The 13,400-nt window shown below is 71.2% G+C and carries 11 protein-coding genes and 1 riboswitch; of the genes, 6 read left to right on the top strand and 5 right to left on the bottom strand.

The features are described 5' to 3' along the window. Positions 1-67: 67 nt before the first annotated feature. The 3 genes from JIG36_RS46770 to JIG36_RS46760 all read left to right on the top strand — a co-directional run bounded on the left by JIG36_RS46770 (position 68) and on the right by JIG36_RS46760 (position 2,927). Entirely contained in the window at positions 68-727 is a 660-nt protein-coding gene (locus tag JIG36_RS46770) for a response regulator transcription factor (protein WP_203383387.1), read from the top strand. After that, positions 728-2,080, top strand: a complete 1,353-nt coding sequence (locus JIG36_RS46765) for a sensor histidine kinase (RefSeq protein ID WP_203383386.1) — start codon at positions 728-730, stop codon at positions 2,078-2,080. 88 nt (positions 2,081-2,168) lie between these two features. Beyond that, entirely contained in the window at positions 2,169-2,927 is a 759-nt protein-coding gene (locus JIG36_RS46760) for a YcnI family copper-binding membrane protein (RefSeq protein WP_203383385.1), read from the top strand. Between the two features lie 531 nt (positions 2,928-3,458). Here JIG36_RS46760 and JIG36_RS46755 read toward each other — a convergent pair. The 5 genes from JIG36_RS46755 to JIG36_RS46735 form a co-directional block, all read right to left on the bottom strand. Continuing rightward, entirely contained in the window at positions 3,459-4,601 is a 1,143-nt protein-coding gene (locus tag JIG36_RS46755; protein ID WP_203383384.1) for a tetratricopeptide repeat protein, read from the bottom strand. Then, a complete protein-coding gene (locus JIG36_RS46750) occupies positions 4,598-5,923 on the bottom strand; it encodes an AAA family ATPase (protein WP_203383383.1) in 1,326 nt (441 codons plus the stop codon). The genes JIG36_RS46755 and JIG36_RS46750 overlap by 4 nt, the downstream gene beginning before the upstream one ends. 193 nt (positions 5,924-6,116) lie before the next feature. Continuing rightward, complete coding sequence (locus JIG36_RS46745) at positions 6,117-7,094, bottom strand: C40 family peptidase (protein WP_203383382.1); 978 nt, start codon at positions 7,092-7,094, stop codon at positions 6,117-6,119. 14 nt (positions 7,095-7,108) lie between these two features. After that, positions 7,109-7,245, bottom strand: a riboswitch (cyclic di-AMP (ydaO/yuaA leader). A gap of 122 nt (positions 7,246-7,367) precedes the next feature. Continuing rightward, positions 7,368-8,276, bottom strand: coding sequence for a M56 family metallopeptidase (locus tag JIG36_RS46740; protein WP_203383381.1), 909 nt, complete (start codon positions 8,274-8,276; stop codon positions 7,368-7,370). After that, complete coding sequence (locus JIG36_RS46735; protein WP_203383380.1) at positions 8,273-8,623, bottom strand: BlaI/MecI/CopY family transcriptional regulator; 351 nt, start codon at positions 8,621-8,623, stop codon at positions 8,273-8,275. The genes JIG36_RS46740 and JIG36_RS46735 overlap by 4 nt, the downstream gene beginning before the upstream one ends. Before the next feature lie 75 nt (positions 8,624-8,698). Between JIG36_RS46735 and JIG36_RS46730 the strand changes: the two genes are divergently transcribed. The 3 genes from JIG36_RS46730 to JIG36_RS46720 form a co-directional block, all read left to right on the top strand. Continuing rightward, positions 8,699-10,060: a cytochrome ubiquinol oxidase subunit I gene (locus tag JIG36_RS46730; protein WP_203383379.1), complete on the top strand. Its 1,362-nt coding sequence runs from the start codon at positions 8,699-8,701 to the stop codon at positions 10,058-10,060. Positions 10,061-10,071: 11 nt separating this feature from the next. After that, complete coding sequence (gene cydB, locus JIG36_RS46725) at positions 10,072-11,052, top strand: cytochrome d ubiquinol oxidase subunit II (protein WP_203383378.1); 981 nt, start codon at positions 10,072-10,074, stop codon at positions 11,050-11,052. After that, a partial coding sequence (locus JIG36_RS46720) for an ABC transporter ATP-binding protein/permease (protein WP_438870808.1) occupies positions 11,049-13,400 on the top strand: 2,352 nt, incomplete at its 3' end. The genes cydB and JIG36_RS46720, both read left to right, overlap by 4 nt.

Here is a 13,400-nt window from a genome sequence, read left to right as displayed (position 1 = left end):
CCACCACCGCTGTGACCGGGCTGAGAGCAGCCCCTAGGGGTTGCCCCTGCCATGCAAAGGTAATGAGGTGCGGTTGCTGGTGGTGGAGGACGAAGCGCGGCTTGCCGCCGCGCTGCAGCGTGGACTGCAGGCCGAGGGCTTCGCGGTCGACGTGTCGGGTGACGGTCAGGACGGGCTCGAGATGGCCCGTCACGGCGGTTACGACGCGATGATCCTGGACGTGATGCTGCCCAGGCTGAGCGGCTATCGGGTGGTGCGTCAGCTGCGGGCCGAGCAGAACTGGGTGCCGGTGCTGATGCTGTCGGCCAAGGACGGCGAGTACGACCAGGCCGACGGTCTGGACTGCGGCGCCGACGACTATCTGACCAAGCCTTTCTCGTACGTCGTCCTGCTCGCCCGGCTGCGGGCGCTGCTGCGACGCGGAGTGCACGAGCGCCCGGTGGTGCTGCGCCACGGCGACGTCGAGCTCGACCCGGCCGAGCGGCGGGTGCTCGTGGCGGGCGAGGAGGTGACACTCACGGCGCGCGAGTTCGCGCTGCTCGAATATCTGATGCGCCGCCCCGGCGAGGTGGTCAGCAAGATCGAGCTGCTCGACCACGTGTGGGACGCGGCGCTCGAGACGGCCCCGAACGCCGTCGAGGTGTACGTGGGCTACGTCCGCCGCAAGATCGGGCGGGAACGCCTGGAGACGGTGCGCGGCGCCGGCTACCGGCTGGCGGCCCGCTAGATGAAGAGTCCCCGCGAGCTCAGCCTCCGGGCCCGGCTGGTGCTGGTCTCGGTGCTGGCGCTGACCATCGGCCTGGCCGCCGGCGGCGTGCTGCTGATCGGGGTGCTCAACTTCGCGATGCTGCGCGCGATCAACACCGAGGCCCGGGAGACCGCCCAGGGCGTGGTCAAGCTGGTCTCGCAGAAGCAGCTGAGCCAGCGTATCGAGGCCAATCCGGCCATGCAGGTGCAGGTCATCGACTCGCAGGGGCGGGTGCTGGCGATGTCGGCCGGCGCCGACCGGCTGGTGCCGATGCTGCACGAGGACGAACTGCGCGGGCTGGCCGACGGTGACGTACGCGAGATCCCGGGCAGCCGGATCGGTCTGCCCGGCGACGCCCGCGTGGTGATGATGACGGCCGGCGCGCCGACCGACCCGATCCGGGTTCTGGTCGCCCGCTCGACCAACGATCTGCGGCAGGGTGTGCACATCCTGCGGCTCGCCCTGCTGGTGACGTTCCCGCTGCTCATCGCGCTGCTGGCGATCGTGCTGTGGCGGGCCCTGGGCGCCGCGCTGCACCCGGTCGACGCGCTGCGGGCCGGGGCCGAGGAGATCACCGGGGGTACGCGCGAGGGCCGCCTGCCCGTGCCGGAGTCCCGTGACGAGATCCACCGGCTGGCGGTCACCCTCAACGGCATGCTGCACCGGCTCGAATCGGCCCGCACCAAACAGCGCGCGTTCGTCGCCGACGCCGCCCACGAGCTGCGCAGCCCGCTGACCAACATGCGTACGGAGCTCGAGGTCGCCCAGCGGCTGCCCGACACCGACTGGCAGGGGTTGTCGACCGACCTGCTCACCGACGTCGACCGGCTCAGCCGCCTGGTCGACGACCTGCTGCTGCTCGCCCGCGCCGACGACGGGGGCGGCCGGGTCGTCGCGGCGCCGTTCCGCTCGGTCGACCTGGGCGCCCTGGTCGGCGACGTCAGCGACCGCTACCCCTCGGTCACCTATGTGCGGCCGTCGGCGCCGATGGAGGTCACCGGCGAGCCCGACGCGCTCGGCCGGGTGGTGGCCAACCTGCTCGACAACGCGGTGCGTCACGCCAAGGCCCACGTGCAGGTCACGGTGAGCGCCAACGGGACCCACCGCTTGATCACCGTCACCGACGACGGGCCGGGCATCCCGGCGGCCGACCGGGAGCGGGTCTTCGACCGGTTCACCCGGCTCGACGATGCCCGGGCGCGCGACGCCGGCGGTTCCGGGCTGGGGCTGGCGATCGTCCGCGAGCTGGTACGACGGCACGGCGGAATCGTCACCCTGGGCGACGCCGGGCCGGGGTTGCGGGTCGACGTGCGGCTGCCCGCACTTCGCTGAAAATCGTCGGGAACTATCTGGACCCGGGGAGCGACCAACGGGGAGTGCCCGGCACCGGGCATCCCCCCACGCGGAAGGTTCGACAAGGATGTCCCTGCTCAAGCGCTCGGCCGTAGTGGGCGCCACCGTCCTCGGTTTCACCCTCGCGCTGGCCTCCCCCGCCCTCGCTCACGTCACGGTGAACCCCGACACCGCGACGGCCGGCGGATACTCCAAGGTCACCTTCCGGGTGCCCAACGAGTCCGACAGCACGTCCACCACCAAGGTCGAGATCAACCTGCCGGCCGACAAGCCGGTCGCGTCGGTGTCGATCAAGCCGCTGACCGGCTGGGACGTGGCCACCACGATCTCGAAGCTGGACAAGCCGCTCGAGGCGCACGGCGCGCAGATCACCGAGGCCGTCTCGAAGATCACGTGGACCGCGAAGTCGGGCTCGGACATCAAGCCGCACCAGTTCCAGGAGTTCGACGTCTCGCTGGGCCCGCTGCCCGCCGAGGGCGACATGGTCTTCAAGGCGCTGCAGACCTACTCCGACGGCACGGTCGTCCGCTGGATCGACGAGCCCTCCACCGACGGCACCGAGCCGGAGTCGCCGGCGCCGGTGCTCAAGCTGGTCGCGGGCGCGGCCGAGGGCAGCGACACCGCCGCCGCGGCGCCGACCGCCGAGGCCGCCGCGCCAGCCACCGAGAGCGAGAGCTCGAGTGGCACGGACGGCTACGGCATCGCCGGGCTGGTCGCCGGTGTGCTCGCGCTGATCGTGGCCATGCTGGCCTACGCCCGGTCGGCCCGCCGCCCCGAGCCGGCCGCCGCGACCACCACCACCGACACCGCCAAGGCCGAGAAGTAGGACAGCATCGCGCGGGCCGTCCGCTGGTGATTCAGCAGGCGGACGGCCCGCGTGAACGCTTGCACGGAACGAACGTTCGTTTGCAAGTCGGACCATGCTTGTCCGCGAAGGCTGGCCAGGTTGGGATCTCGCCGGAATTAACGTTCGTTCGCGGGGCGGACCATGCATGTCCGCGATGGCGGGCCGGGTGGAGAGTTCAGCCGAAACGAGTGTTCGCTTTGCGGCGAGGCGCAGAGAGGCAAAGGGCGCGGCGCGGCGAGGTCAGACGCAGCGCGGCGAGGTCAGACGCGACGCGGCGAGGTCAGACGCGACGCGGCGAGGTCAGACGCGACGCGATGGGGTCAGACGCGACGCGGTGAGGCCAGGCGCGGCGCGGTGAGGCCAGGCGCGGCGCGGTGAGGCCAGGCGCGGCGCGATGGAGTCAAGCGCGGCGCGATGAGGTCAGGCGCGACGCGATGCGATGAGGTCAGGCGCGACGCGATGCGATGAGGTCAGGCGCGACGCGATGAGGCCAGGCGCGGCGCCGCGGGGTTATGCGGGTCTGTCGTCCTTCCAGGTGTCGCGCAGGTCCTTCTTTGTGGTGCGCCACCAGTCGCGCAGTTCGTTGCTCCAGTCGGCGAGGGCCTGGCGGCTGCCCGGGTCGTCGAGGCCTGCGCCGAGCAGTTCGGTCAGGCCGAGCACCCACAGCACCGGGGTCACGGCGAGCGCGATCACCGGCAGCGGCCACCACGGCACGGCCCCGAACAGCCCCAGCAGCACCACCGCCACCCCGGTGAGGGCCAGCCCGGCGGTGTCGGCCCGGCGCATCAGTGGGGGCAGCAGGCTCAGGCACCGCCACGGCAACCGGCCCGCCGGGATCAGCACCCGGGCCGCGAACCCGGCCATCACCGCCGCCAGCACCGCCGCGACGATCCGGGCGAGCGTGCCCACCGGCGGCCACCACCAGAGTGTCACGAGCAGCAGCACGCAGACCAGGCCGGCGCTCGCGGCCAGACCCCGGCGCAGCCCGCTCAGCACGCCCCGGATCGGCCACGTCATCGACACCACGTCGGCCCGCGCGGGATTGTCGCGGGCCACCTCCCGCAGCGCGCGCATCGAACGCCGGACCCGCAGCCGCTCGGCGTCGAGCATGGCGATCAACCAGCGCCCGTACGCGTTGTCGGGGTCGATGGCGAGCGCCGCGTGAGCCGCCGCGAGGGCGGGCTCCCGGTTGCCCGCGTCGCGTTCCACATCGGCCACCGTGAGCAGTCCCTCGACCGACCTCGGGGCGAGTGACCGCCCGTGCGCGGCGGCGGCCCGGGCCCGGTCGAAGTTGCGCGCCGTGGCCAGCGCCCGGGCCAGTACGAAGTGTCCGGACGCATCCTCGGGTTCGAGCCTGACCGCCTCGGCCGCCGCGTCGACCGCCTCCTTCGAGCGCACCAGCACGATCAGGTTCTCGGCGCGTTCCAGGTGCGCGTCGGCCAGCCGGGGTGCGGCCGCGACGGCGGCGTCGGCCCCGCGCAAGGCGGCCGCGTAGTCACGCCGCAGCCGCAGCACCGAGGCGAGCAGGGTGAGCAGCCATCCGTCGGCCGGCGCTTCGGCCAGCCCTTCGCGGGCGACCCGCTCGGCCTGGTCGTAGTGCCCGACTTCGGCCAGCCGCTGCGCCCGCCAGTACGCCCCGGGCGGCGACGTCACCGGATCTTGCGCTTCTTCAGGTAGGCCGCGAGGTCGTCGTACTCCCCGGACTCGTTGGCGAACATCGCCACGTTGCGGGCCGTGGCGAACCAGCCGTCGGTGGACGGGCGCACCTCGCGGGCGGCGGCCATCATGTCCGACTGGTTGATCATGCGGATCTCGCCGCTGGTGATGGAGTCGCGCATGGCGAACTCGGCCGCGGTCTCGCAGACGTGCGCGAGGTCGGCGCCGGAGTAGTTCTCGGTCGCGTCGGCCACCTTGCCCAGGTCGACGCCGGCCACCGGGCGGTCGCGCAGGTGGTAGTGCAGGATCGCGGACCGGGCCGGCTTGTCCGGCGGCAGCACGAGCAGGGTGCGGTCGAGCCGGCCGGGGCGGCGCAGCGCCGAGTCGATGTCCCAGGGCGCGTTGGTGGCGGCGAGGACGAAGACGCCGTCGTTGTTGCCGTCGACGCCGTCGAGCTCGGTGAGCAGCTGGTTGACCACCGTACGCATGGACGACGAGTTGAGCTGGCTGCGCTTGTGACCGAGCGCGTCGATCTCGTCGAGGAACAGCACGCAGGGCGCGTGGCCGCGGGCCGACTGGAACAGGTCGTGCAGGTTGCGCTCGGAGCTGCCGACCCACATGTTGAGCACGTCGGTGATCGACAGGGAGATGAACGAGGCCCCCATCTCGCCGGCGACCGCGCGGGCCAGGAACGTCTTGCCGCAGCCGGGCGGGCCGTAGAGCAGCAGACCGCCGCGCAGGCTCTTGCCGAACAGCGTACGGAGCTTGGGGTTCTTCAACGGGCCGAGGAACGAGATCTCGAGCCGCTTCTTGACCTCCTGCATGCCGCCGACGTCGGCCAGGGTGACGGTGGAGGTCTCGATGTCGAACGTGCGGTCCTCGTGCCCCTGGACGGGTTCCTGCTCGTGGGAGAAGCGCGGCGGCACGATGTCGCCGAGATCCTGTTCCATGGCGGCCCAGTCAACGGTGCCGGCGGGTTGAGGAGACCCAGTGCCGGCGGGCGGGGAAGACTCGGGCCCGACGGTGCCGGCGGGTTGAGGAGACCCGGTGCCGGCGGGCTGGGGAGAAACGGTGTCGGCGTCGGCGCGCTTGGGAGACTCGGGCGCCGCCGCGGTCGGGGAGCCGAGCGCCGAGGTCATCAGCTTCTGCGCGGCGGCGTTGCCCGGCTCACGGGCCAGGACCTGAGCGGCGTGCCCGATCGCCTCGGCGCCCCGCCCCGCGCCCACCAGCAACTCGGCCAGGTGCAGGCGCAGCGTCAGGTCGTCGGGCCGGGCCTCGACGGCCGCGGTGAGGCTGTCGATCAGGGGCGAGTCGCTCATGCCATGGAATTATGCCCGCGCCGGATCAACGCTTGTCCGCGACCGACCCCGCGCTCGATCGCCGAACGTCGAAGGCCGCCGGGGACCCGCCCCGACGGCCTTCGATCACTGCTTCGGTGCCCGTCTGGCCCGGCCGTCGGTAACCCGCGATCGGGCCCGGTCGATCGTCGCCATCCGCACCTGGTCGCGCGTTCTAGCCCGGCCGCCGGTAACCCGCGATCGGGCCCCGGTCGATCGTCGCCATCCGCACGTGGTCGCCCGTGTGCGGCGCGTGCACCACCATGCCGTCACCGATATAGATGGCGACGTGATGGAGGCTGCCCGGGTAGTAGAACACCAGGTCACCCGGTTGAAGCTCGTCCGCCGACACGGGCCGGCCCTGGTTCCACTGGTCCTTCGTGTAGTGGTCCAGGTGCACCCCGACACTCGCCCACGCGGCCTGGGTCAGACCCGAGCAGTCGTACGAGTTGGGCCCGGCCGAGCCGAAGACGTACGGCAGGCCGACCAGGTCACAGGCGCGCTGGGCGGCGCGTCCACCCTTGTCGTTGGTGTAGTCGACCGGGCACGGACCGGTCTTGTACGGCCCGTCGTCGGCGCCCGAGGCCCCGTACGCCTGGATCCGCAGCTTCTGCAGCGAGGTGATCTTGGTTTCGATCGCCTTCTTGCGCTGCGCCAGGTCGACGTCGCGCGCGGCGACCGACTTGGTGACGGCGTCGAGGTCGGCCTTGGTCGCGGCCAGCTTGTCGCGCAGGGCCGCGACGTCGGCGATCTGCTCCTGCTGGTGCCGGGCGAGCTGATCGAGGTACATCAGCTTATCGGTCAGCCCGGTGGGCGAGCCCGTGATCAGCATGGCGTTGAGCGCGCTGGGCGAGCCCTGCTTGTAGGCGTCGACCGCCAGCCCGCGCACCTGCTGCATGGCGAGGTCGACCTTCACCTGGAGCGGGGTGATCTGGGCGGCCAGCTTCTTCTGCTGGGCCTGGTTCTTGATCAGCTTGCCGTGCACGTCGTTGTACTGCTCGATGACGGGCTCGAGCTGGTTCCACTGCTTGTCGATCTGCGCCTCGACCGATCCCGGCGAGGGTGTGGCATGCGCCACGGCGGGTCCGGAGAAGAGGATCCCGACCGCGGCGGCGGCGCAGACCAGGCTGCGCACTACTGCGGCGCGACGCACGTAGGTGAGGTGTCCTTTCTTCCCTCATCCGCCGACCGGGTTAGCTGACGGGTTCGGACGGGAAGCGCGCCCGGCCGCGAGGTTCCACGGCTTCACCCCGACTACTCGGGTCCCCGGCTCGCCACGAATGGCGATTGAGCGGTGATCCGTCAGATCGGCCTGATGGACGATGGGGGGCTGCCGGACCGGAGAACACCGTACTCCCGATCATGTCCTTATATAAAGGCGCACCGGCGAGGAAACTTTGCGCTCGTCCCGTTCTACGCTGAGTGACTAGAGAGGCCACTTATCTAGAGCTTTGTCGAGCCAAGGCAACACCAGGATCACGGTGGGTAACACCAGCAGGCCGACCGCGGCGACCCCGGCCAGCACGTTGAGGGCGACGGACGGGGTGTGCGACGCGGACAGCCGATCAAGCCGTCTGCGACGTGCGTCACCCCTCGGGTCGGGCTTCACGTCCTCCGCGAGAGGGACGGCGTCGGTCAGCCGCTCCAGCGCGGCCCGCAGCGGCTCGGCGCCCACCCGCCGGCGCGCGGCGTCGTCGGCGATCATTTCGAGCAGCAGATGTACGGCGTCGAGGGGCTGACGGCTGCGCAACGGCCCCGGCACGGCGCGGTAGAAGGCGGTGAACGACTCCATCACCACCTCGTGCCGGTGCCGCAGGTGGGTCTGCTCGTGGGCGAGGACGGCGTTGATCTGTTCGCGGTCGAGCACCTGCAACACGCCGCGGCTGAGCACCACCCGGGGTTCGCGGCCGGGCACGCAGTAGGCCAGCGGCAGGGCGCCGTCGAGCACGCGCAGGTGGTCGGGGCCGATCTCGCGGTGCTGCTCGGCCCGGTCGAGCAGGTCGACGAGCATCCGGTGCCGGGCGCGGCGGGCCCGCGAGCGACGGGTCACGCCGGCCAGCGAGATGAGCAACCGCAGGATGATCACGGCGGCGACCACGAGCGCGCCGATCACCGCGACCTCGGTCACCCGCCGGCCGGAGTCCGCGGCGCGGGTGACCTCCTCGGGTGCAGCGAGCACGACGCCGAGGGCGGCCAGCACGCCGGTCAGGGTGATCGACTGCCAGAGGGCGACGGCGGCGGCCGGGGCGCGGTCGGGCCAGCGGGCGTTGGCCAGGAGGCCGGGCACGACGAGCGACAGCGTCAGGCCGAGTGCGCCCAGCAGCAGCGCGGTCATTTCTGTTTTTGTGACGCCTCGATGGCGGCCGCGAGCGCGTCCGGCGAGAGCTGACCGACGAAGTAGGCGAGAGCCGCGTCCTGATCCACGCTCGAACTGAGCGCATCGAGCATGACCGAGGCCGTCATCTCCTCACGGGACTGCGAAGGGGCGTACTTGTAAGCGCGGTCCGCCTTCTGCTGGGTGACGACACCCTTTTTCGCCAGCCGGTCGAGCACGGTCATCACCGTCGTATAGGCCAAGTCGCGCTGACGGCTCAGGCGCTCGTGCACCTGCCGCACGGTGAGGGGCTCACCGGCGTCCCACAACTGCGTCATGACCTCGCGTTCCAGATCACCGAGAGCCATGTCACGAAGTCTACTGCATCCCGTCGTACTACGTGGCGTAGTATCTACTACGAGACGTCGTAGAGGGGGCCTCCCATGGACGTGCTGGATCTGACCAGGCTGCAGTTCGCGGTCGTGACGATCTATCACTACTTCTTCGTGCCGCTGTCGATCAGCCTCGCCGCCAGTGCCGCCGGACTGCAGATCGCCTGGCTGCGCACGAAGAAGGAGCACTACCTGCATCTGACGAAGTTCGTGGGCAAGCTGCTGATCGTCACGTTTGCGGTCGGCGTGGTCACCGGGCTCGTGCAGGAGTTCCAGTTCGGCCTGGGGTGGAGCGCGTTCGCCAACTTCTACGGCGACGTCTTCGGGCCCACGCTCGCCATCGAGGGCATGCTCGCGTTCTTCCTCGAGGCGACGTTCCTCGCGCTCTGGTATTTCGGGTGGGACCGCCTGCCCCGCCTCGTCCACACCGCCTGCATCGTCATCGTCGCGGTCGGCACGCTGCTCAGCGCGTTCATCATCCTGGCCGCCAACAGCTTCATGCAGAACCCCGTCGCGTACGCCCTCGACCCCGTCACCGGGCGGGCCCGGCTCACCTCGTTCACCGAGCTGATGCTCAACAAGGTCAACCTGGCGGCGTTCCCGCACACCATGTCGGGGGCGGTCATGGTCGGCGGCGCGCTCCTGCTCGCGCTGGGCGTGTGGCGTCTCGCGGCCGATCCCGCGTACGGAGTCCTGGCCCGTCTCGGCGCCTGGCTGACGCTGGTCGGCGGCGGGTTCACGGCGCTCACCGGCGACCACCTGGGCAAGGTCATCACCGAGGTGCAGCCGATGAAGATGGCCGCCGCCGAGGCCCTGTACGAGACGACCTCGGGCGCGCCGTTCGCCGTGTTCGCGACCGGGAAACCGCTGCCCGAGTTCGCGCTCGAGATCCCCTGGCTGCTCTCGATCCTGGCCAAGGGTGACCCCGGCGCGACCGTCCAGGGCATCGACGACCTGCAGGCCCAGTACGCGGCGGAGTTCGGCCCCGGCTCGTACGTGCCGATGATCCCGGTCGCCTTCTGGACGTTCCGCCTGATGATCGGCGCGGGCATGCTCGCCATGGTCATCGGGGGCTACTACCTGTGGCGTACGCGGAAAGGTCGTCGAGCTCCTCGCTGGCTGACCCGGTGGCTGCCGCTGATCCCGTTGCTTCCCGCCGCGGCCAACACCTTTGGCTGGATCTTCACGGAGACCGCGCGCCAGCCGTGGATTGCGTTCGGCATCTCCAAGGTCGCCGACGGGATCTCGCCCGGGCTGACCAGTTCGGAAGTCATCGCGTCGCTGGCCGGCTTCACGGTCGTCTACGGGGTGCTCGCGGTCGTCTGGCTGCGGCTCGTGCGCCATCTCGCCCGGCAGCCGCTTGTTGCTTCCACCCCCGCGTCTTCTTCCGCTGACCTCGCGCCCGTCTACTGAGGAGCCTCGACATGATCACCTTCTGGTTCTCGGTCGTCGTGCTCGCCTGGGTGCTGTTCTTCGTGCTCGAGGGGTTCGACTTCGGCGTCGGCATCCTGGGGCCCGTGCTCGGTCGGGACGATCACGAGCGAGGAGCCGCCGTACGCACCATCGGCCCGTTCTGGGACGGCAACGAGGTCTGGCTCGTGGCCGCCATCGGCGTGACGTTCGCGGCGTTCCCCGCCTGGTACGGCGCGTTGCTGTCCGGGCTCTACATCCCCATGGTCGTGCTCCTGCTCCTACTGGCGGTGCGCGGCGTGGCGCTGGAGTTCCGAGGCAAGGGCGACGGCGAACGCTACCGCCGCCGGGCCGACCTGGCGCTGGCGCTGAGCTCGCTCGGCATCGTGCTGCTGTGGGGCGCGCTGCTGGCCATCTTCACGCGTGGCCTGGCCATCGGGGCGGACGGCCAGGTGGTGGGCAGCGGCCTTTCCCGTACGCTCGGACCGCTGTTCACCCTCCCCGCGTTGCTGGGCGCGTCGGCCGCCCTGGTGGCCGCGCTGCTGCTGGGGGCGACGTTCCTTTCCCTCCGTACGAGCGGACCCCTGCGCCGCCGTTCCCGCGCGCTGGCCCGATGGGGCGGCACCGGCGGGGCCGTGGCCCTGGTGGTGGCCGGCACAGCCACGGGTTCGCCGCTCGTGTTGGCCGCAGCCGTCCTGAGTTTCGGCACCGGCTTGCTGGCCCGAACCAGCCGCGAGGCGCTGGCCTTCACCACAGCAGCGCTGATCGTCGCTGGGTCCGTGGTAGCCGTCTTCACCACACACGGCCAGGTAGTGCTGCACAGCACCGTGGACCCGGCGTTCGCCTTGACCCGCACCTCCGCGGCGGCCACACCGCAGGCCCTGTCGCTGATCACGTGGGCCGGCGTGCTGATCCTGCCCGGGGTGCTGGCTTATCAGGCCTTCTCCTACTACGTGTTCCGTCGCCGCGTGGCCAGCGAGCGGGTCCCCTCATGACCGCCGTGCCCTCCCCCACCGCTCCTGTGTCTGCTGCTTCCTTGTCTGCTCCGACGGCCGCTCTCCCGGTCGCGGAGTTCCAGCGGTCTGCCCCGCCACGCGGGCCGCTGGACCCCCGGCTGGTGCGTCATGCCCGCACCAGCCGGGCCGGTATCGCCGGCCTGGCCCTGCTCGGAGCGGGCCAGGCCGGCGTCACCGTGGCCGTAGCGGTTGCACTGACCCTCCTGGTCACCCGTGGCCCCGGCTGGCCGGCGGCCGTCCTGCTCGGAGGCGCGTTCGCCGCCCGGGCCGCTCTGTCATGGGCCGAACAAGTCGTAGCCCGCCGCACGGCCGCCCGGGTCGCCGACGAACTCCGCCGCGCCATCCTGACCGCCCTCCCCCGCCGCGGCCCGGCCTGGGTGGCGTCTTTCGGCACCGGTCGCCTGACCGCCGTCCTCACCACCGGCGTCGACGCCCTCAAGCCCTGGTTCAGCGGCTACCTGCCGGCCCTGGTCCTGGGCGTGGTCCTCCCGCCGATGGTGATCGTGGCGATGGCCCTGGTCGACCCCGCCTCGGCCGTAGTCGCCCTGGTCACGCTGCCCCTGATCCCCGTGCTGGGCGCCCTGACCGGCTGGGCCACCCAGGCCCAGGCCCGCCGTCGCTGGCAGGCCGACGCCCGCTTGGCCGGCCACTTCCTCGACGTGGTCCGGGGCCTGCCCACCCTCCGCGTCTTCGGCCGCGCCGACCGTCAGACCGCAACCGTCGAAACCCTGACCGACCAGTACCGCTCGGCCACGATGCGCGTCCTGCGGGTGGCGTTCCTCTCGTCAACCGCCCTCGACCTGGTCGGCACCCTCTCGGTAGGCCTGATCGCGGTCGAGGCCGGCCTACGCGTCGCCTCCGGCAACCTGGCCCTCGGCCCGGCCCTGCTGGTGATCCTGCTGGCCCCCGAGGCCTACCGCCCGCTACGCGAGATGGCCGCCCGCTACCACGCGTCCACCGACGCCACCGCCGTCATCTCCGACGTCGACGAGATCCTGACCGCCACACCCTCGCCCGTCGCAGCGCCGCACCCCAGCCACGCGAACCTGACCGACACACCTCCGGCCGCCGCAACACCACAACCCAGCCACATGAACCCGACCGACACTCCACCGGCCTTCGCAACCCCGCAGCTCGGCCACGCAGACCTGACCGACACACCGCCGGCCGTTGCAGCTCCGCGGACCGGTCACGCGGAATCGTCCGGTGGCGTCGTCGTTCTGGGGTTGCGCGCGCGTTATCCCGGAACCACCGCCGACGCGGTCGCGCTCGACGATCTCGTGGTTCGGCCCGGTGAGATCGTCGCACTGGCTGGGCCCTCCGGCGCCGGCAAGACGACCGCCCTGCGGGCGCTGGCCGGACTGCACGCGCCCTCCGCGGGTCTAGCGCACGCCGCGAATGCGCTCTACCTGCCCCAGCGCCCGACGCTGCCACACGCCCGCGTGGTCGCCGACCTCTTCCCGGCCGGCACCCCCGACGCTGAGATGCGCGCGGCCCTGCGAGACGTCGGCTTGAGCGGCGAACTCACACCCGACACCCCGCTCGGCGAACGCGGCATCGGAGTCTCCGCCGGCCAACGACAGCGTCTCGCCCTGGCCGCGCTGCTGCACCAGGCCCACAGCCTCCAGCGACGGCAGGCACGGCCAAACACGTTGCCCAGTAAAGGATCCCGCCCTTCCTCCCTTCTCAAGGAACAACTCTCGGACACTCAGGACGCCGCTCACGCTACGCCGAACAAAGTTCCCCTGCTCCCGTTGTCCACAGGCACCAGAGCGACCACGAAGTTATCCACAGGGGCCGATTTCGGCACTGGCGCTTCGATAGAATTTCCGCACACAGGTGACACCACCGACAGTCCCCCGGCCGGGCCGCCCATCACGTTGCTGCTGGACGAGCCGACCGCCCACCTCGACGCCGACACCGAGTCCTTGGTGATCGACCGCCTTCGCGCCGCAGCCCGGTCCGGCGTCGCGATCCTGGTCGTCGCCCACCGTCCAGCGCTGCTCGCCGCCGCCGACCGCGTCGTCGAACTCAGCCCGCCACCCGCCGCCGAGTCAACAACCCAACCCACCGCCGCACTCAACCCGACGACCGCCACCGGACTCACGCCACCAGCCTCGATCAAACGCAGTCCACAGACACACGTCGCGCTCAACCCCGCGTCCGTTGGGCCCACATCGCCACCTGATGCCGGTGGCCGCACACCGCCGTCCGATGCCGGTGACCACACACCGCCGTCCGATGCCGGTGACCACACACCGCCGTCCGATGCCGGTGACCACACACCGCCGTCCGATGCCGGTGACCACACACCGCCGTCCGATGCC

Origin of the sequence: Paractinoplanes ovalisporus (assembly GCF_016834655.1) — a bacterium.
Classification (GTDB): Bacteria; Actinomycetota; Actinomycetes; order Mycobacteriales; family Micromonosporaceae; genus Actinoplanes; species Actinoplanes ovalisporus.
Note: the sequence above shows the minus strand (reverse complement) of the source record. Positions and strands in the feature narration are given on the sequence as shown.

Coding starts and splice junctions, on each gene's coding strand:
- JIG36_RS46765 (WP_203383386.1), top strand. CDS start 728: ATGAAGAGTCCCCGCGAGCTCAGCCTCCGGGCCCGGCTGGTGCTGGTC.
- JIG36_RS46760 (WP_203383385.1), top strand. CDS start 2,169: ATGTCCCTGCTCAAGCGCTCGGCCGTAGTGGGCGCCACCGTCCTCGGT.
- JIG36_RS46750 (WP_203383383.1), bottom strand. CDS start 5,923: ATGAGCGACTCGCCCCTGATCGACAGCCTCACCGCGGCCGTCGAGGCC.
- JIG36_RS46740 (WP_203383381.1), bottom strand. CDS start 8,276: ATGACCGCGCTGCTGCTGGGCGCACTCGGCCTGACGCTGTCGCTCGTC.
- JIG36_RS46735 (WP_203383380.1), bottom strand. CDS start 8,623: ATGGCTCTCGGTGATCTGGAACGCGAGGTCATGACGCAGTTGTGGGAC.
- JIG36_RS46730 (WP_203383379.1), top strand. CDS start 8,699: ATGGACGTGCTGGATCTGACCAGGCTGCAGTTCGCGGTCGTGACGATC.
- cydB (WP_203383378.1), top strand. CDS start 10,072: ATGATCACCTTCTGGTTCTCGGTCGTCGTGCTCGCCTGGGTGCTGTTC.